17 protein-coding genes and 2 tRNA genes are annotated in these 19,660 nt (G+C 50.4%); 13 read left to right on the top strand and 6 right to left on the bottom strand.

Annotated elements, in window-relative coordinates; all coding sequences use genetic code 11:
- Positions 1 to 91 precede the first annotated feature (91 nt).
- Positions 92 to 1,299, top strand: a protein-coding gene (locus OGV38_RS12365; protein WP_117086587.1) for an IS3 family transposase whose coding sequence is annotated in 2 segments (ribosomal slippage) — positions 92 to 413 and positions 413 to 1,299 — 1,209 coding nt in all. Because the reading frame shifts where the segments join, the coding sequence is not laid out codon by codon here.
- A gap of 34 nt (positions 1,300 to 1,333) precedes the next feature.
- On the opposite strand, the gene OGV38_RS12370 is transcribed toward OGV38_RS12365, so the two are convergent.
- Complete coding sequence (locus OGV38_RS12370) at positions 1,334 to 4,147, bottom strand: hypothetical protein (protein WP_286473356.1); 2,814 nt, start codon at positions 4,145 to 4,147, stop codon at positions 1,334 to 1,336.
- Positions 4,148 to 4,758: 611 nt separating this feature from the next.
- On the opposite strand from OGV38_RS12370, the gene OGV38_RS12375 reads away from it, so the two are divergent.
- On the top strand, positions 4,759 to 5,016 hold the full coding sequence (locus tag OGV38_RS12375) for an AbrB/MazE/SpoVT family DNA-binding domain-containing protein (RefSeq protein WP_049041154.1): 258 nt from the start codon (positions 4,759 to 4,761) through the stop codon (positions 5,014 to 5,016).
- Positions 5,017 to 5,349, top strand: coding sequence for a type II toxin-antitoxin system PemK/MazF family toxin (locus OGV38_RS12380; RefSeq protein ID WP_049041157.1), 333 nt, complete (start codon positions 5,017 to 5,019; stop codon positions 5,347 to 5,349).
- Positions 5,350 to 5,421: 72 nt separating this feature from the next.
- Here the strand turns inward: OGV38_RS12380 and OGV38_RS12385 are convergent.
- A tRNA-Asn gene (locus OGV38_RS12385) sits at positions 5,422 to 5,497 on the bottom strand.
- 99 nt (positions 5,498 to 5,596) lie between these two features.
- Complete coding sequence (locus tag OGV38_RS12390) at positions 5,597 to 7,084, bottom strand: EmmdR/YeeO family multidrug/toxin efflux MATE transporter (RefSeq protein ID WP_049040618.1); 1,488 nt, start codon at positions 7,082 to 7,084, stop codon at positions 5,597 to 5,599.
- A gap of 160 nt (positions 7,085 to 7,244) precedes the next feature.
- Here OGV38_RS12390 and OGV38_RS12395 point away from each other — a divergent pair.
- A tRNA-Asn gene (locus OGV38_RS12395) sits at positions 7,245 to 7,320 on the top strand.
- Positions 7,321 to 7,418: 98 nt separating this feature from the next.
- On the opposite strand, the gene fhuE is transcribed toward OGV38_RS12395, so the two are convergent.
- A complete protein-coding gene (fhuE, locus tag OGV38_RS12400) occupies positions 7,419 to 9,605 on the bottom strand; it encodes a ferric-rhodotorulic acid/ferric-coprogen receptor FhuE (protein ID WP_286473360.1) in 2,187 nt (728 codons plus the stop codon).
- Between the two features lie 348 nt (positions 9,606 to 9,953).
- On the opposite strand from fhuE, the gene hinT reads away from it, so the two are divergent.
- The 8 genes from hinT to OGV38_RS12440 all read left to right on the top strand — a co-directional run bounded on the left by hinT (position 9,954) and on the right by OGV38_RS12440 (position 15,998).
- Positions 9,954 to 10,313, top strand: coding sequence for a purine nucleoside phosphoramidase (gene hinT / locus OGV38_RS12405; protein WP_016156204.1), 360 nt, complete (start codon positions 9,954 to 9,956; stop codon positions 10,311 to 10,313).
- A 2-nt stretch (positions 10,314 to 10,315) separates the two neighbouring features.
- Positions 10,316 to 10,690: a YcfL family putative periplasmic lipoprotein gene (locus tag OGV38_RS12410; protein WP_019076489.1), complete on the top strand. Its 375-nt coding sequence runs from the start codon at positions 10,316 to 10,318 to the stop codon at positions 10,688 to 10,690.
- Positions 10,691 to 10,703: 13 nt separating this feature from the next.
- Complete coding sequence (lpoB, locus tag OGV38_RS12415; protein WP_016152673.1) at positions 10,704 to 11,345, top strand: penicillin-binding protein activator LpoB; 642 nt, start codon at positions 10,704 to 10,706, stop codon at positions 11,343 to 11,345.
- The gene (thiK, locus tag OGV38_RS12420; protein ID WP_200100765.1) at positions 11,326 to 12,150 is read left to right on the top strand and encodes a thiamine kinase; all 825 of its coding nucleotides are present in this window, start codon (positions 11,326 to 11,328) and stop codon (positions 12,148 to 12,150) included. The genes lpoB and thiK overlap by 20 nt, the downstream gene beginning before the upstream one ends.
- A 10-nt stretch (positions 12,151 to 12,160) precedes the next feature.
- Positions 12,161 to 13,186: a beta-N-acetylhexosaminidase gene (nagZ, locus tag OGV38_RS12425; protein ID WP_286473364.1), complete on the top strand. Its 1,026-nt coding sequence runs from the start codon at positions 12,161 to 12,163 to the stop codon at positions 13,184 to 13,186.
- A gap of 21 nt (positions 13,187 to 13,207) precedes the next feature.
- Positions 13,208 to 13,750, top strand: a complete 543-nt coding sequence (gene ycfP / locus OGV38_RS12430) for an alpha/beta hydrolase YcfP (RefSeq protein WP_003030817.1) — start codon at positions 13,208 to 13,210, stop codon at positions 13,748 to 13,750.
- A gap of 236 nt (positions 13,751 to 13,986) precedes the next feature.
- Complete coding sequence (gene ndh / locus OGV38_RS12435; RefSeq protein ID WP_269517418.1) at positions 13,987 to 15,291, top strand: NADH-quinone dehydrogenase; 1,305 nt, start codon at positions 13,987 to 13,989, stop codon at positions 15,289 to 15,291.
- A 167-nt stretch (positions 15,292 to 15,458) separates the two neighbouring features.
- On the top strand, positions 15,459 to 15,998 hold the full coding sequence (locus OGV38_RS12440) for a glycine zipper 2TM domain-containing protein (RefSeq protein ID WP_003030814.1): 540 nt from the start codon (positions 15,459 to 15,461) through the stop codon (positions 15,996 to 15,998).
- A gap of 57 nt (positions 15,999 to 16,055) precedes the next feature.
- Here OGV38_RS12440 and OGV38_RS12445 read toward each other — a convergent pair whose 3' ends face one another.
- Positions 16,056 to 18,236 (bottom strand): TonB-dependent siderophore receptor, encoded by a 2,181-nt coding sequence (locus tag OGV38_RS12445; protein WP_137366897.1) that lies wholly within the window; start codon positions 18,234 to 18,236, stop codon positions 16,056 to 16,058.
- Between the two features lie 255 nt (positions 18,237 to 18,491).
- On the bottom strand, positions 18,492 to 19,127 hold the full coding sequence (gene comR / locus OGV38_RS12450) for a TetR family copper-responsive transcriptional repressor ComR (protein WP_286473368.1): 636 nt from the start codon (positions 19,125 to 19,127) through the stop codon (positions 18,492 to 18,494).
- Positions 19,128 to 19,370: 243 nt separating this feature from the next.
- On the opposite strand from comR, the gene bhsA reads away from it, so the two are divergent.
- Positions 19,371 to 19,628: a multiple stress resistance protein BhsA gene (bhsA, locus tag OGV38_RS12455; protein WP_269517417.1), complete on the top strand. Its 258-nt coding sequence runs from the start codon at positions 19,371 to 19,373 to the stop codon at positions 19,626 to 19,628.
- The last annotated feature ends 32 nt before the right edge of the window (positions 19,629 to 19,660 follow it).

Below are 19,660 nucleotides of genomic sequence, written 5' to 3' on the forward strand. Positions count from 1 at the left end.
TGATGTAGCCCCCTGAAACACCGGACAGTAGCTGTATCTCCAGATAAGAGATAGGCTTGAATATATGTCTAACACTAACGCCAATTTTGAGATGACCGGGATCCTGTTAGGGCAAGAAGTCCGTAAACGTAAAACTCCTCAGGAGAAGATCGCCATTATCCAGCAGACGATGGAGCCGGGTATGAATGTCTCCCATGTCGCCCGCCTGCATGGTATCCAGCCCAGCCTGCTGTTTAAGTGGAAGAAGCAATATCAGGAAGGCAGCCTCACCGCCGTTGCGGCTGGAGAGGAAGTCGTTCCTGCTTCTGAGCTTACTGCTGCTCTGAAGCAGGTCCGGGAGCTTCAGCGCCTTCTGGGCAAGAAGACGATGGAAGTTGAGATCCTGAAAGAAGCCGTGGAGTACGGTCAGTCGCGAAAATGGATAGCGCACGCGCCCTTGTTGCCAAAGGACGGGGAATAGCCATGGTCTGCCGGACCATGGGCGTGTCGCGTGCGCAACTGTCACTGCGGATTAACCGTTCTGCCGACTGGCAGGACAGGCGCTGTAACCGGCGTAATGAAGAAGCAGACGCAGAAATACTGTCGGCTATCCTCAACATTATCAGCGATATGCCGAGTTATGGTTATCGACGCGTGTGGGGCATCCTGCGCAAGCAACGTCGCACAGAGGGACAGCTACCTGTGAATGCCAAACGGCTTTACAGGATAATGCGTGAGCATAACCTGTTGTTGTTGCATCACAAACCAGAGCGACCGAAGCGTGAACATAAGGGCAAGATAGCGGTGGCAGAAAGCGATATGCGCTGGTGTTCAGATGGCTTCGAGTTCGGCTGCGACAACGGCGAAAAACTGCGGGTAACGTTCGCGCTGGACTGCTGCGACCGTGAGGCCATAGACTGGGCAGCAAGCACGGGAGGCTATGACAGTTCGACCGTGCAGGATGTGATGCTGAGGTCGGTGGAAAAGCGCTTCGGCGACAGGTTGCCCGACACAGCGGTGCAGTGGCTGACGGATAACGGTTCAGCGTATACCGCGTATGAAACGCGGAGGTTCGCGAGAGAGCTGAATCTGGAGCCCTGCACAACAGCGGTGAGCAGCCCGCAGAGTAATGGCATGGCCGAACGGTTCGTGAAAACGATGAAAGAAGACTATATCGCGTTCATGCCAAAACCGGATGTGAGAACAGCACTGCGAAACCTTGCAGTAGCGTTCACGCATTACAATGAAAACCACCCGCACAGCGCGCTGGGATATCACTCCCCGAGGGAATACCGGCGGCAGCGGACATCGTTAACTTAAGATACAAAAGCTGTTCGGAGATGGAGGGTCAAGATCATTCAGCATCAAGGTGAATCTCAGCGTTGGGTACTTCGCACCAGGCTCTCTCAATACGACCAACCTGCTGTTGAACATTGGCTGCCGTATTTTTTATATAATCGCTGGTTCTCTTATACTCTCCGTTTAACCGGGAGATTTCGTTCTTCCTGTTCAACATCAGTGGCAGGATGAAGCGCTGATGCTGTTTACGTGAAATTTCCCCTGCTCGTAGTAGTTTTTCCAGATTGCGTAACTGGAAGCCTGCATGTGCCATATCATCATTGCTATCTGCACTGGTCTGGAAAGCGGAAAAGTAAAAATGCCGTGATTCCAGTAAATATAAACAGGTCAAATCCATATTTTTGCCGGATTCAGGCAGGCTGAAATCTAGATTTATACCGTTGGTAGCAGAGGCAGTTTGTGTCAGCACAATAACAATACGTCGGGAAGCAAATACAGCCTGATAGGCATCACTGAAGCCCTTTTTTTTCTGACATTCTGCGGTTAACAGACAGATTAGTGCGGGCTCGTTATGTATAGTCAACGGGATAAATACATCAGTAAAATTCTTTAGCAGAAGATTGTCGGATAAAGGCGGATCCAGCTTTAACCATGTGAGGCAATCTCTGCTTTGTGTCGCTATTGCAGCGGTTAGCCATTTTCTTAAATAAGATATGGAATTAACAAAAGCCAGATGCCCTCGGTGCTGAGGCCTTTTTCCTGCTAGATCCAGCACATCAAGCAGTTTAAGTAGAATATTCTGGCGATACTCTGATTCGAAATCTGTTGAAGGTTCATCATCATTCTGGAAAAAATCGGGGGGCAGAGAAGCGAGAAGATCGGCTGAATGCGGGCTGTTCTTTGTTCTATTAAAATCATGAATCTCAGTATTCAGTTGTGTCTTTCTGATGCTTTCCTTGCTGCTATTGATTTCTTCAATCGCGGTATTTTGTAACTGAAGGTCATCATCGGTCTGAACGTAGGGCATCGGTTCTTTAAACCAGGAATCAGGTCGGTTTTCAAAAGTAGTTCCGAGAAAGCTTTCCGTAACTGTAGGGTTACGTGCTTCTGCAATATAGCGTAAGGCTGAGTTTATCCACCGGACATCAAAGTGGTTGCAGGCTCTTTCAATATATGATGTGGCCGACAGTGCAAAAACGAAATTACGGCTGGCTAGTGACAGTAGTAAACCTTCTGCTGTTGTTGGCAAGAACGCACGCTTGATCTGTATTCGTAATGGATCGATATCGGTATCCACAACATTTTGTTTCAGTAACCAGTTAGTTAACCCAAAAATACTGGCATGTGTATTGGGCAAAATATTACTTTTTCTTAGTTCCCGCAGTTCAGGCAGATCGGTACGTGGCAACAAAAACCGAGACATATTTGGCAGGGTTGAACCATAATATGACGGTCTGTAGTCATTAACCGGGTCGAACAGAAGTCGGGTTAACTTTTTGATGTATTCATACGTTTCATCTTCGCTGGCTGTCAGGTCCGTTAACATCAGACTGAACTTTCGAATAAACTTTTCCATCAGGCGCAAAAAATCACTGATATCGATAGCCTGATCGTTATCCTGAAATGAGGAATCTGGTCTGATAATTTCGTAGCCATGTTCAGCTTGTCGCATGATAAGGCGCTCACTGCTTACCAGTTGATCGGAGCGAAATAAATAATGTTCACCGAAGGGTTTATTATCCAGATATCTTTGCAGAGGAATTACTAGCGATCTGGCATGAGTTAAATCAATTTTTTTTCCTTTTAAGGCCTCATCCAGTTCGTTAAGAAATGTCCCAAGACGTTCACGGATCATCGGTGCAGGTGCTGTTTCAACATACTGCATTCGTTGCAGTAATCTGCGTCCCCCCTCGAGTAACTGCCCCAAGCATTCAGGTGGTTCCTGAACCCATTGGGCTTGCGCCAGATATTCCTGTAGTACCTCAGCCTGATAATCAAATTCATCAATAAAAATGACATAATTGCGCAGCTCTTTGCTGGACATTCGTACTTTGCGCCGCCCATCGTAAAATGATGAAACGAGTTTTTGGGTTGTCATAATCAGCAGGTGTTGTTTTTCGTCGCGCCAGGCGATGGCGGGCAGAATGCGTCTGACCCAGGCATGACGACGGAAGTCATCAACTCGTTGCTTGGCGGCCTGCAAGAGTTCATGTTCTTCACCATATTTTTCTTTTTGCTTCCTGGCTTCTTTTTCCAGCAATTTGATATTTTGAATTAACGATATCTCAACTGCCGCACATGATCTTATTAACGCCTCTTTTTCACTGGCGATAGCTGCACGTAAATGTGCCGGGTATCCTTTCAATAATTTATTGATATATAGGATATTCCTGCAATTCTTACGCAGTTTGTCTGCAATATCTGGGTCGACAAATAAGTTTTTTCCCTCAAGTTCGTTGATGGAATTAAAGGGATCCGGGAGTGAATCTGCGGAAATATCTTTCTCATGAGGTAGTGGCGTAACCTCGATTGCAGAAACAATTTGTTCATCCTGCGCATAAAGCACACTAACGTTAAATGGTTTTCCATTGCTGTCTTCATGCGAACCTGTTTTTTCGTAAATGTCGTGGAGTATATTCCAGCGATGGGTAACCAGAATGGCCTGAGAGCCTGACTTTTTTATTGTTTCCAACGCCGGAGGGACGTTATCGGCGAAGCCAGAACGGTAGAGAGCGCTAGTTTTTCCACTGCCCGTGGGCCCCTGTAACTGACAAAAACCGGCAATGTGTTTCGTTGTTCTGGATTTTTTTGCTTGGGATAACGTATGTTCGATAACGGCATTATAGGAACGCAGTAAAGGGGAATTCACATATCACCTCATCTATCTCGACTTTTCGACGACTAATATTTCAACAATTTATGTTACGCCGCTCGGATGACATTGCAATAGTTGTGGTTAATTTTTCTTTATAAATCAATGAGCATGATATATTTTGTAAAGTTATGATTAGTCTTGATGTCATATTGTTACTTTAGGTCATATGTTCTCTGTAAACGCGTGTTCATTCTTTTTCTCTTGCCTAATTGCCGGGTGTCACATCTGAACTAATTTGACCTTTGCACTATCGCTGATACTTCTCCGGAGAAGGTCCGTGCCGGAAGCTGCGCCGCATTTCGTTTATCTGATCCGCCATAATCCTTTGAACCGCAAACATAGTTTTCTATTATCGGTCTTCTTACCACGAACTAAGCTCCCACTTGCATAAAATGCTTCATGACCTGAAAGAAGCGCCTGATGTATCAGGGATGGTTGCCGTTTTACCGATAATGCAGCCTTTGAAAACTGCCGGACCTGTCTTAGGACGGATTAAGGCCTCCTTCACGCTTATCCACGCTAAGGAAATAAGAATGAATCTGACTAAAAATTGCGCACCATCCACCATTGATGTTATATTAAAATATAATATTCGGAGGTGTTCTATGTATACCACTCGCCTGAAAAAGGTCGGCGGATCCATCATGCTGGCGGTTCCTCCCGCCGTGCTGAAAACGCTGGCGCTGTCGACTGACAGCGAAGTGGGTATGACCATTGATAATGGCTGCCTGATTATTGAACCCCAGAAACGACCTCGTTATTCGCTTGAGGAACTGCTGGCGCAGTGCGATCCGCACGCTGAAATGAGTGATGAGGATAGGGAATGGATTGATGCGCCTGCAGTGGGCAAGGAGATCCTGTAAATGGACAGAGGAGAAATCTGGCTCGTCTCACTGGATCCTACAGCCGGACATGAACAAAGCGGAAAACGTCCGGTGCTTATCGTTTCTCCTGCATCATTTAATAAGTTCACCCGGCTACCCGTTGTCGTTCCCGTCACCAGCGGCGGAAACTTTGCCCGCGCAGCCGGTTTTACCGTCTCCCTGGACGGTGTGGGAACAAAAACAACGGGCGTTATTCGCTGCGACCAACCCAGAACGATTGATATGGGGGCCCGGAACGGTAAGTGTCTGGAACGTATACCCGAAGCTGTCGTAAATGAAGTGCTGGCCCGACTGGAAGCCATTCTAAGCTGAGGCTTTCGGTGTGATTAACAAACGTAGAAAAGCAAAAAGCCTGCTTAGTTTCCTAAGCAGGCTTCTTAAATATGGCTCCTCTGACTGGACTCGAACCAGTGACATACGGATTAACAGTCCGCCGTTCTACCGACTGAACTACAGAGGAATCGTGTGAACGAGGCGAATATTAGCGATGCCACTCAGCGTTGTCAAAGCCTGAATAGATAAATGCGATCGTTTGCTGAAATATTCCCCATTTCGCCGCTTATTCAGACGCAACCGGTTGTTTTATGCACTTTTCACGCTCGGGACGAGGGTATTTCCATAACCAGCGGCCTGTAACCATACGCCAGTAAAATAACGCGGCGCGCACGGCCCAGTCGAAGAACATCCCTAACCAAACGCCGACTACACCCCATCCTAATACGATTCCCAAGGTGTAACCCGCCACAACGCGACAGCCCCACATGCCCAACATCGATACCCACATCGCAAAACGCACATCACGTGCGCCCTTAAACCCTGATGGTAGCACCCAGGATGCCGCCCATATCGGCATAAACGCTGCGTTGAGCCAAATTAGGATGACTATGACCTCTTTTACATCCTGATCGTGGGTATAAAATGAGGCCATAACGCCGGCAAAGGGGGCGGTTAGCCAGGCGATGGCGGTTAAGCCGATTGTTGATAGCCAGAATATATGGCGTAACTGGATTTCCGCTTGGGCAATCTGACCATTTCCCAGACGCCTGCCGGTAATGATTGTCGACGCGGAGCCTAAAGCATTCCCCGGCAGGTTGATGAGCGCGGCGATAGAAAAGGCAATGAAGTTTCCGGCAATTACGCTGGTTCCCATGCCGGAGACAAACATTTGCGTTAACAGTTTACCGCCATTAAATAGCACTGACTCAATACTTGCCGGAATACCGATCCCCATAACTTCCCAGATAATGGCGAGATTGAGCGGCTTAAAATAGCTTTTGAAGGGAATTCGCAGCGCCGGATTAAAACCAATCATCAGCACCCAGATAATGGCGAACGCACCGATGTAGCGTGAAATGGTCAGCCCGAGTCCTGCCCCCACAAATCCCAGCCCTTGCCAGGAAAAGACCCCGTAGATCAGGATGCTGCTGATGATGATATTTAGGATATTCATACCGCCATTAATCAACAGCGGAATTTTGGTATTTCCGGCTCCGCGAAGTGCGCCGCTACCGATCAAAGCAATGGCTGCCGCCGGGTAGCTGAGCACCGTTAGTTCCAGATAGGTGAGTGCCAAGGCCTTAACATCGGGGGTTGCTTCACCGGCGACAACGTCAATAATCTGTTCACCAAAATAGTGAATGACCGCTGCCAGCACGGTAGCAAAAATCGTCATGATCACCAGCGATTGTCTGGCTGCTGCCCTTGCCCGTCGACGATCTCGTTTTCCCAGGCTAAATGCTACCACCACCGTGGTTCCCAGATCGATGGCGGCAAAAAACGCCATGATGACCATATTGAAACTGTCGGCGAGACCAACGCCAGCCATTGCTTCTTTTCCCAACCAGCTAACAAGGAAGGTACTCAGTACGCCCATCAACAGTACACAGGTGTTTTCCAGAAAAATGGGGACCGCAAGCGGAGTGATTTCGCGCCAAAAGAGAACCTTATAACTCTTGCGTTTAGCATACCAGGGCGTGCGGGAAGCGACCTGGCGTAAGGCAGCGGAGACGTTCAAAGTGGACCTTAAAGAAGAAAGTTGAAACCTCATTTCAAATGATGAGGGAGAATCCAAAAAGCTGCAAAGTTTTTTCCATTTAAAATGTCTGGAAATGCAACAAACTGTCGAGAGAAACATCAATTGAAACTTATTCGGGGAAATGGGGTTTGACAAAAATTTTTTCGCCGCTAAGATAAGCCTCCACAACGATTCCTCTGTAGTTCAGTCGGTAGAACGGCGGACTGTTAATCCGTATGTCACTGGTTCGAGTCCAGTCAGAGGAGCCATATTTAAGAAGCCCGCTTAAGGAAACTTAAGCGGGCTTTTTGTTTTCTCAGTCCAGTGCATCCACCTGACGAGCAGGTGGAGCGTGATGTGTTTCGAATCAGAACTGATAGCTGGCGGTGACGCTGACGTTGCGCGGCTCGCCATAGACGATAGATCCGTCGACATTGGTGTCGTAGGTTTTATCGAACAGGTTATTGAGGTTACCCTGCACAGAGACGTTTTTCGTCACCTGATAGCGGGTGAATAAATCGACCAGGGCGTAGCTTCCCTGTTCCGCACGGAATGTGCCAAACGGCGTGACCGTATCGCTATATACACGATTCTGCCAGTTAACCCCACCGCCCACGGTCAGTTCCGGCATGGCTGGCAGGCGATAACGGGTAAACAGTTTTACTGTGGTACGCGGTAGGTTCGGGTTTACCGCATTGCCTTCGTTGTCTTCAGCAACATAGCGTGTCGCGCCGAACGTCATCTGCCAGTTATCGGTGATCGCACCGTTAACTTCGAATTCGACCCCTTTGCTGACCGTTCCATCCATAGCTCTATAGGCCGTGTCGCCATTGCTACCGGCAATTGGTACGCCGGTTGATTGGCCCACGTTATCCTGTTCAATGCGGAACACCGCGAGGGTGGTGGTTAAACGGCTGTTCATCCAGTCGGACTTCAGGCCAAGTTCATAGTTATTGCCGGTAATTGGGGAAAGGTATTTACCGGAACTGTCGCGCTTGTTCTGCGGCTGAAAGATTGAGGTATAGCTGGCGTACGTAGACCAGTTATCGTCAATGTCATACACCAGACCCGCATACGGCGTGGTGTGGTTTTGTTCCATGCTGTAGGAGAGGGTGTCGATACGCCAGTTGGTATAACGCGCGCCGACAATCAAATGCAGTGGGTCGGCCAGCGAAATACGTGTTGCGGCGTAGAGCGATTTCATGTGCGTGGTATCGTCCTGGGCCAATGACTGCGGGTTCCAGTTGGTTTCCGGGAAGTTACCATCGAAGGTATAGAAGCTGCCGATTTCGTTGGGGAATACGTTCGCCCACGCGCTTTCGTAACGGTTATTTTGTTTACTGTAGCTGCCGCCCAGCATCAGATTATGCTGACGACCAAACAGGTCGTAACCGCCGTCGGCGAACAGATCGACGGCATCCACCTTACGCTTGCCGCTGTTCCAGCCGGTACCTCCGACGTAGTCATAGCCCGGACCATAGCTGCTATACGGGCCAATCAGCGTACCATCGGCTTTATTGACATAGGCATCGACGTACATCATTTTACTGTCAAACTTGACCTCGGAGTGGGTGGCATTCATGGTCGCCTGCCAGGTATCGGCAAAACGTTGCTTGCTGGTGACAAACACTTTGTTGAAGTCTTTATCGTTGTACGCCCAGTCCGGCGCAGTGCTGCGCGAGCGGTCATAGCTGTTTTTGCTGCCGTCGGTATTCCAGCGCGGCAATCCACCCCATGTTGGGCTGTTGATATCAATGCGCTGGTATTCATAACCCACAGACAGGCTGGTGGTGCCGCCCAGATCGGCATCGACAATCCCGGAGAAGAACATTTTTTCGCTATTGTAGCGATCAAGCCAGGCGTCGTTATTCTGGTAGCCCGCCACGATGCGCCCGCGCACGTTGCCGTCTGCCGTGAGCGGGCTTTGCAGATCGGTCACATATCGTTGTTTATTCCAACTGCCATATTCCGCAGAAACATTACCGGTGAACTCGCGGCTGGAGGCATGCTTACGGATCATATTAATCGACGCTGAGGGGTTACCCGTCCCGGTCATTAGCCCGTTTGCGCCACGGACCACTTCGACACGCTCAAAAAGGGCCGTGTCGGAAAGGGCATCACCGAGATTCCAGCGGGATTCAAAATAGGTCGGAATCCCATCGACCATGTAGTTATCAATCTGAAATCCGCGAGAGTAATAGCTACTGCGATCTGAATCCGCCTGACTTCTGCTTATCCCCAACGTGTTGTCCATGACATCGCCCAGCGTTTGCAGTTGCTGATCTTCCATGCGCTGCTGACTGATAATAATGACTGATTGCGGAATATCGCGCTGCGTCATCTGCATTTTGGTGCCAGCAGTCGTTGATTTAACGCTGTAATCTTGCTCCTCACTGGATGTGGCTGGAGCAGAGCCCTCAACGATAACTGTCTCTTCAGCAGGGGCTGCGAGGCTGGTGGAAGGCAATAGTGCTAACGTGATGCAGGCTGCCAGTACAGAAGGGGCAAGCCCCGGTTGGCGTTGGTCATCCCCGTTGTGTGTTGTGAAAGACATCGAAAAATCCTTGATAATTATTAATATTAAGTTCGAATCACTGAGGTTGTGATGAACCCTTTGGTTGTAAATTATTAAGTTTGCATATGAATGCAAATGCGAAATATACGCATTCACATTCAATGTGTAAACAGATGCTACGGCATAAATGAAATGTTGTTTCAGTACTATGCTTAAGTAATAGCGACGGGAAATGGTTATAAGAACAGCAGTGGCAGGGCTTTTTGCTTAAAAAATCGAGGGTTAAAGTTGAAAGAGCGTGAGTAACTCGCTCATACTCTATACTCGCAGAGTGACCCGGCGTAGCATGGCATAACGCTTGGGCTGTTAATGAAAAAGGAAAACGTCGTGGCAGAAGAAACTATATTCAGCAAAATTATCCGTCGTGAAATTCCGTCAGATATCGTGTACCAGGATGAACTGGTCACTGCGTTTCGTGATATTTCCCCTCAGGCACCTACGCACATTCTGATCATTCCTAACGTCCTGATCCCGACCGTCAACGATGTGACGGCGGAACACGAGCAGGCGCTGGGTCGCATGATCACCGTAGCGGCGAAAATCGCCGAGCAGGAAGGCATTGCTGCGGATGGGTATCGTTTAATTATGAATACCAATCGTCACGGCGGTCAGGAGGTGTATCACATTCATATGCACCTGCTGGGCGGGCGGGCGCTTGGTCCAATGCTTGCGCATAAAGGTCTGTAAGCATGACCAGAGGATGCATTGCACTTTCACTGAGCTTGCTGCTACTGGCTGGCTGTCGGGCACATCCTGAAATTCCGGTAAGTGATGAACAGTCGCTGGTGATGGAATCAACGATTCTGGCGTCGGGCATTACAGCAGAACAGCCGACGTTAACCACGTCTGATATTCAGGCCTCAGCATCCTCGCGACTTTATAACGAAAGACAAGAACCCGTTACCGTTCATTATCGGTTTTACTGGTATGACGCCAGAGGACTGGAAATGCATCCTCTGGAAGCGCCACGCAGCGTGACTATCCCGGCTCATTCGTCGGTGACGCTGTACGGCAGCGCCAATTTTTTGGGGGCGCACAAGGTTAGACTTTATCTTTATTTGTAAGGGGTGAATCTTGATGATCAAAATGAATCGCTACGCACTGATTGCCGCGCTGGCGATGTTTCTCTCTGGCTGTGTGGCGCAACGTGAGCCCGCACCAGTAGAGGAAGTGAAGCCGGTGCCGGAACAGCCCGCGCAGCCGCAACAGCCGGTGCCGGTTGTACCAACGGTGCCAAGCATACCGCAGCAGCCGGGTCCGATTGAGCACGAGGACCAAACGGCGCAGCCGACGCCACGTCAACGTCACTATGACTGGAACGGAGCTATGCAACCGATGGTCGGTAAAATGCTGCAGGCTGACGGCGTCAAAGCGGGAGGCGTTCTGCTGGTTGATAGCGTGAATAACCGGACCAACGGCTCGTTGAACGCCGGTGAAGCCACCGAGACCTTGAGGAACGCGCTGGCGAATAACGGCAAGTTTACCCTGGTTTCCGCCCAGCAGTTGGCTGTCGCCAAACAGCAGTTAGGTCTGTCACCGAACGACAGTCTGGGAACGCGCAGCAAAGCGATTGGTATCGCCCGTAACGTTGGCGCACAGTATGTGCTCTATTCCAGCGCCTCCGGCAACGTCAATTCGCCGGCGCTGCAAATGCAATTAATGCTGGTACAAACTGGCGAGATAATCTGGTCAGGTAAAGGTGCCGTACAGCAACAATAACCGACTGACGCGCGACGAGGTGTTGTCGCGCTATTTCCCGCAGTATTATCCCGTCGTAGCCAACCAGAGCGGCCTGAGCGGCGGGAGCTGCATCATCGAACACGATACCTACCGCTTAGTGTTGCGCTGTCATCACGACCCTGACGCGCCGGAATCGCATTTCTTACGCCACTATCACGCGTTAAAGCATCTGCCTGAAAGCCTTGCGCCGCGCCCCCGCTTTTATATACGTGGGTGGATGGCGGTCGACTTTTTTCACGGTAAGGTTGAATCCAGATTACCGGACGCCGACGAACTCGCTGGCTTATTGTATCATCTGCACCAACAACCCCAATTGGGCTGGCGAATCAGTCTGCTGCCGCTACTCGAACAGTACTGGCAGTTTGGCGATCCGGCGCGTCGCACGCCATGCTGGTTGCGAGCGTTGAAGCGACTCAGGAAAAGCGGTGAGCCTCGACCTTTGCGTCTGGGACCTCTGCATATGGATGTCCACGGTGACAACATCGTACGTACAGCATCAGGGCTGCGGCTGATTGACTGGGAATATGCCGGAGACGGTGATATCGCTCTGGAGCTGGCGGCGGTTTGGGTCAACGACGAATCTCAGCACCAACGGCTGGTTCGCGCCTACGCCCAACGAGCGCACATTGAACAAAACGCGCTGTGGCGGCAGGTCAGACGATGGCGGCCCTGGGTCATAATGCTGAAAGCGGGGTGGTTTGAGTATCGCTGGCGACAAACTGGCGATCGACAATTTATCAGGCTGGCCGATGAAACCTGGCGGCAGCTAATAATGAAAGGATAAGGAGAGCAGTGTGGGCCCAGTAATGTTGGATGTCGAAGGGTATGAGCTGGACGCTGAAGAGCGTGAGATTCTGGCGCATCCGCTGGTAGGTGGGTTGATCCTCTTTACCCGAAATTATCATGACCCGGAACAGTTGCGTGAATTAGTGCGCCAGATTCGCGCGGCATCACGCAATCATCTGGTGGTGGCGGTAGATCAGGAAGGCGGCAGGGTACAGCGTTTTCGCGAAGGATTTACGCGTCTGCCCGCGGCCCAATCCTTTGCAGTACTGCACGGTCTGGAAGACGGCGGCAATCTGGCTCAGGACGCCGGATGGCTAATGGCCAGCGAAATGATCGCAATGGATATAGATATCAGTTTTGCGCCGGTGCTGGATGTGGGGCATATCAGCGCGGCGATTGGCGAACGCTCTTACCATGCCGATCCGCGGAAAGCGCTGGCTATGGCGACCCGCTTCATTGACGGTATGCATGCTGCTGGCATGAAAACTACCGGTAAACATTTCCCCGGGCATGGGGCAGTGACGGCGGATTCGCATAAAGAAACCCCAACCGATCCACGTTCAGAAGCCGAAATTCGTGCAAAAGATATGTCCGTGTTCCAGACGTTGATTACGGAAAACAAACTCGATGCCATTATGCCTGCGCATGTCATCTACAGTGACGTGGACCCGCGTCCGGCGAGCGGTTCGCCACACTGGCTGAAAACGGTGCTGCGTCAGGAGCTTGGTTTCGATGGCGTCATTTTCTCCGATGATTTGTCGATGGAAGGGGCGGCGATTATGGGAAGCTATGCGGAGCGTGGTCAGGCATCGCTGGATGCGGGTTGCGATATGATCCTGGTCTGCAATAATCGTAAAGGAGCGGTCAGTGTGTTAGATAATCTGTCGCCGATCAATGCAGAACGTGTTACACGTTTGTATCATAAAGGTTCATTTTCACGTCAGGAACTGATGGACTCGGCACACTGGAAGACGGTAAGCGCCCAGCTCAACCAGCTTCATGAGCGCTGGCAGGAAGAGAAAGCAGGTCATTAACGCAAGTTTGGCGAGGATGCGATGATTATCTATTTACACGGTTTTGACTCTAACAGCCCGGGCAACCACGAAAAGGTGTTGCAGCTGCAGTTCATCGACCCGGATGTCAGGCTGATTAGCTACAGTACGCGGCATCCTAAACATGACATGCAGCATCTACTGAAAGAAGTGGACAAAATGCTGCAGCTTAATGTGGACGACCGTCCGCTGATTTGTGGCGTGGGGCTCGGGGGATATTGGGCTGAACGGATTGGTTTCCTGTGTGATATTCGTCAGGTAGTGTTTAATCCCAACCTGTTCCCGTATGAGAACATGGAAGGAAAAATCGACAGGCCTGAAGAGTATGCCGATATCGCGACAAAATGCGTGACCAATTTCCGCGAAAAGAATCGCGATCGCTGCCTGGTGATCCTGTCACGTCATGATGAAGCGCTCAATAGTCAGCGTTCGTCAGAAGAGCTGCATCATTTTTACGAGATAGTCTGGGACGAAGAGCAGACGCACAAGTTTAAGAATATCTCCCCGCATTTGCAGCGCATCAAAGCGTTCAAGACGTTAGGTTAATCCTCAATGAACGTGTAAAAAACCAGCCTTCGGGCTGGTTTTTTTGTTCTTAAAGTTCGTGTTGTCTATCTTTTCAGCATCAAAACTTGATACACATCAATTTTGGTATGACCAATGCACCGTTCGTGTTATTCTCACTCTCGAAGAACATTTTCATTATCGTAACTTGTTGTTAATTAAAGGCTATGCCTATAACTTTTAATTAACAATTGGTTAATAAATTTAAGGGGGTCACGTTGACTACACCATTAAAAAGAATCGTGATTGTCGGCGGCGGTGCTGGCGGACTGGAAATGGCGACACAGCTGGGTAAAAAGCTGGGACGCAAGAAAAAGGCCAAAATCACGCTGGTGGACAGAAACCACAGCCATTTATGGAAACCGTTACTGCATGAAGTCGCGACGGGGTCCCTGGACGAAGGCGTGGATGCGCTGAGCTATCTGGCGCATGCCCGTAACCACGGTTTCCAGTTTCAGTTGGGTTCGGTGGTGGATATCGATCGCGAAGCGAAAACCATTACTCTTGCCGAGCTGCGCGATGAGAAGGGCGAGCTGCTGGTTCCTGAGCGCAAAGTCCCGTATGACACGCTGGTGATGGCGTTGGGTAGTACCTCCAACGATTTCAATACGCCGGGCGTCAAAGAAAACTGCATTTTCCTGGATAACCCGCATCAGGCGCGTCGTTTCCACCAGGAGATGCTGAATCTGTTCCTGAAGTATTCCGCGAATCTGGGCGCTAACGGCAAAGTAAATATCGCCATTGTCGGCGGCGGTGCGACGGGGGTTGAACTCTCAGCCGAGCTGCACAATGCGGTAAAACAGCTGCACAGCTATGGTTACAAAGGGCTGACCAACGAAGCGCTGAACGTTACGCTGGTAGAAGCCGGTGAGCGTATTCTGCCTGCGTTGCCGCCACGTATTTCCAGTGCTGCGCATAATGAGTTAACCAAACTGGGCGTACGCGTACTGACCCAGACGATGGTAACCAGCGCTGATGAAGGCGGACTGCATACCAAGGATGGCGAGTACATTGAAGCCGATCTGATGGTGTGGGCTGCGGGGATCAAAGCGCCAGACTTTATGAAAGACATTGGCGGTCTGGAAACCAACCGTATCAACCAACTGGTGGTTGAGCCGACTCTGCAGACCACGCGCGATCCCGACGTGTACGCGATTGGCGACTGCGCTTCCTGCGCTCGCCCGGAAGGTGGTTTTGTGCCGCCGCGCGCTCAGGCTGCGCACCAGATGGCAAGCTGCGCAATGAACAACATTTTGGCGCAGATGAACGGCAAGCTGCTGAAAGCGTATCAGTACAAAGACCACGGCTCTCTGGTTTCACTTTCTAACTTCTCTACCGTGGGTAGCCTGATGGGTAACTTGACCCGTGGTTCGATGATGGTAGAAGGGCGTATTGCGCGCTTTGTGTACATCTCACTGTACCGCATGCACCAGATTGCTCTGCACGGTTACTTTAAAACCGGTCTGATGATGCTGGTTGGCAGCATTAACCGGGTGATCCGCCCGCGTCTGAAACTGCATTAATACGGCTTATGGCGTCGGATGTTTGTACTTATCCGGCGCCTTCCTTCAGAGTTCTCCGAATCATCCTGCCTTCGCTCCTCCCCGTGCTATTTTCATCCGTAATCTGATTGGCATTCCTTACCTTCTGTTGCAAAGTTGTTGCTAATAGCAAAAAAGGAGGAAGTCCCGTGAATAAATCTATGTTGGCGGGTATAGGGATTGGCGTAGCTGCTGCGCTGGGTGTTGCAGCGGTGGCCAGTCTTAACGTTTTCGAGCGTGGCCCACAGTATGCACAAGTTGTCTCTGCAACACCGATTAAAGAGTCGGTAAAAACACCGCGCCAGGAGTGTCGGAACGTGACGGTCACGCACCGTAAGCCGGTACAAGATGAAAACCGTATCGCGGGTTCCGTGCTGGGTGCGGTTGCTGGTGGCGTTATCGGCCATCAGTTTGGCGGCGGACGCGGTAAAGATATTGCTACCGTGGCCGGTGCTTTAGGCGGCGGTTATGCAGGTAACCAGATCCAGGGTTCGATGCAGGAAAATGATACTTACACTACCACGCAGCAGCGTTGTAAAACGGTGTATGACAAATCTGAAAAAATGCTGGGCTACGACGTGACGTACAAAATTGGCGATCAGCAGGGGAAAATCCGTATGGATAAGGACCCCGGCGCGCAAATTCCGTTGGATAACAACGGACAGTTGGTACTGAATAACAAAGCGTAAAATAGCATTATCCTGAACATTAGCCCCCCATTCGCTCAGGCTGGGGGGCTTTTTTTATCAGAAGGTTAAGGCGTAGTTCAGACCAAACGTGCGGCCCCGGCCTTTGTATTCATACAGTGACGGGCTACCGTAGGTTGGGCTGTACAGCAGTGGCGCACGTTGTCCCCACAGCGTGGTGTACTCTTCATTCAGCAGGTTTTCTACGCTAAAGGTCAGTTTACCCAACGGGAGCTGATAGCTGCCGATAAAGTCCATCGTGTTATAGCCGTCCAGCTTATTGCCGCTGGCGTCCGTCAGATCAAATGTTTGCTGGCTCTGTACGCGCAATGTCCACGGTTCAGGTGCCCAGCCGACCCACGCGGTGGCTTTGGACGGGGAAGCCAGGGTGACATCCCATTTCTGCCACTTACCGTTTTGCTTCACTTCCGATTTAATGACGTTGAAGTTGCCGCCCAGACTCCAGTCCGTATCCGCAATGAAATAATCCACCGCACCTTCAAGGCCATAAATGCGGCGATCGTCGGGCTGGACGTTAATGGTCATATCGCTGCGGTTGATAACGATCGATTTATCCGAAGTGGAGTAGTAAGCGGCCAGCTGCGTGCGCAGACTGTCGCCAGTGTAGCGCCATCCCAGTTCGTAGGAGTTAACTTTAATCCCCTCCAGGCGTGAGTCCGCCACGTTGACGCTGCGCTGGAGCTGGTAATGATCGCCAACCAGGGAATAGGTGCCGTTACCGTAATATTTCCCCGGGTCCGGAAGCTCCACGCCCTGAGAGAAGTTAAACCATGTCTGCTGACGGTCGGTCAGGTGGGCGAGGATACCGGCGTTAAACAGGAAATTATCGTAATCGGTTTTACCGCCAGGAATGGTATCGGCGGAGTTTGCCAGGCCGGTGGCAATTCCCTGTTGTTGGGCATAGCCAACGAAATCATCCACCCTGTTTTCGGTCCATTGATAGCGCACACCGCCGCTGAGGGTAAAAATGTCGTTAATGTCATAGCTGTTCTGCAGGAAAGGCGCGAAGTTGGTGATGCTGTAACCGGGGTAACGCCCGGTGGTATAAGCGGTTCGGTTGTCCATACCGCCGGAGGGCAGGGACCAGGCCAGATCGAAGAATTTCTGATTGGAATCGAAGGTTTCGTGATCGGCATCGACACCCCACGTCAGCTCCCAGTTGTCCATCAGCTGGCTGTTGAGGGTGATTTTGGCACCAAACTGGTCTGTGTCCTGCTGCGATGCGGAGAAACTGGTGACCTTGCCTTTGCTTAGCGTAGGGAAGGGGTAGAATTTCAGCGATTCGTCACGGTAATAGATTTGGCTGACCAGGTTCTGGCCGAAGAAATCCGCGTCTGAATACTGCAGGCTGATCAGATGACGCTCAGTGCCGGGAATACGATCGGAATTCAGTCCGCTGCTGGTATAAGCCTTACCGTTTCCCGTCACGGCGGACATGTTCTCGCCAAGATCCAGTCCGTAATCATCGTCCCCCTGGCTCTTATAATACTGCGTAACCAGTTGTAACTGACGGTTGTCGTCAAGCTCAATCGTTCCGGTGCCCATCACGTCCAGACGATCGGAGTGCTGCAGGCCGGTTTGGGTGTTATCCAGCAGCAGGGCATCGTGATTGCCGTCATACCAGCCGCCAAACCGTTGATACGCGACGGACATGCGCCCGGAAGCGCGAGCGGTTCCTCCGCTCACCGCCGCGGCAACGCGTTCATCATGATCGTTACTGTTATTGAAGCCGCTTTTACTCCCCAGTTCGAGTTCTACTTCACGCTCCGGCTGGCCTTTTTTGGTGACAATGTTGATTAACCCACCGGTACTGCCGCCGCCATACAGTGAGGTTGCACCTGAGATGACTTCAATGTGTGCGATATTAAACGGATCAATAGAATCCAGTTGACGACTGTCAGTACGCGAGGAGTTCAGACGGACACCGTCTATCAGTACTACGATGGCACGACCGCGCATATTCATGCCGTAGTTTGTGCGCCCCTGGCTGCTGACATCGATTCCTGGGATTAACTGAGCAAGAACATCTTTGAACTCTTTCCCCCCCTGAATCTGCTGTTCAATCTCGCTTCCTTCAATAACCCAGGTCGTTTGCGCCATTTCTGCCACGGTGCGTTGACTACGGTTGGCACTGACGATGAGGTTATCTTCCTCAGCCGCGATGGCTGGGAGAGTTAAAGACAACAAGAGAGGATTGAGCACCCAGAGACGCTTATGCATTTGTATTCCTTTTAAAAAAGAGTCGAGCTGTTTTTGTTATGGCGGTAGAGAAACCGATGGTTACATTGTGAAACAGGCGTTAAAACAAATGCGAATATTGCTGATAATAATTGTTGTTATCAATACATTTTACAAAAAATGATCGGATAAGATGATGAAAACACTGAATAATGTAGAGGTAATCCGCGGGAATCTAACCGGGGGCTTAATCAGCTCCCGGTGGTGTCAGTACTGCGGGGAAATAGCGGGAAAGGGTTAAACTTTGATAAGTTCAGGCCACAGTCGCAGAGTCGTGTGTGCGATCTGCATCAGTTTTTCAAATGTCGCGCCTTCACGGGCGCTGATCGACATACCCTGTAAAATACAGTTCAGGTATTCGGCCAGTTTTTGTACATCGCAATGGGCCGGAATTTCGCCTCGTTGCTGGCGCTGGTGAAGGAACTGGGTAAGCGTCTGTTCCTGCATTGCATGGCGGGATTTCACCGTGTGCGAAATATCCCGGGAAGAGGCCGCCAGTGTCGCGGAAGTGTTAATCATGAAACATCCCGCCGGGGTGTCTTTACTGGTAAAGCAGGTCGCTATTGCGGTGAAATAGTCTTCCAGCGCGCACTCAAGACTTTTTTCTTCACAAAACAGTTGGGCTTCATGCTTCGCTGCGAAGCGGGTGATGTAGCGGTCCAGTACGGCACGAAACAACCCCTCTTTATTGGTGAACTCCGCATACAGCGTGGGCGCTTTTGCGCCAGTTGCTTCTACGAGATCGGCGAGCGATGTCGCTTCATACCCGTGCTGCCAGAAGAGTGTCATGGCCTTATCAAGCGCGGCTTCCCTGTCGAACACTTTTGGTCGGCCACGGCTTTTTTTAGCACAACCTGTCATTTCAGTTGTCATGGCGCCGATGTACCTTTGTTGGGTTTATTGAATAACCATTATAAAAATATTCGACTGCACACTCCAGCGGATTAGCGATAAAAATAATTTAACGCTAATGATATGAAAAATAAGGTCTTTGTGTTTTATATAACGATCATTATAAAAAAATGTTGACGTGTGACCTGGATCACATCTATGATTTACCTATCGATCGTTAAGTTAATCTTTGCGACACACATTCATCTGCTAAAGGTCACTATCATGAAAAACATAAAAACTCTGTTTGTTGCTGCTGTTCTTAGCTCACTCTCATTTGCAAGCTTTGCTGCCGTTGAAGTTCAGGCCACACCTGCGGGCCAACAGAAAGTCGGTACTATTTCTGCGAATGCGGGGACTAACTTAGGTTCTCTGGAAGATCAACTGGCGCAGAAAGCGGATGAGATGGGGGCGAAGTCTTTCCGTATTACTTCCGTTACCGGTCCTAACACCCTCCACGGGACTGCAGTTATCTACAAATAAGATTTAACCCATCGCAATGCCACTGCGAGTTA

Origin of the sequence: Citrobacter sp. Cb080, assembly GCF_030334745.1 — a bacterium.
Classification (GTDB): domain Bacteria; phylum Pseudomonadota; class Gammaproteobacteria; order Enterobacterales; family Enterobacteriaceae; genus Citrobacter; species Citrobacter braakii.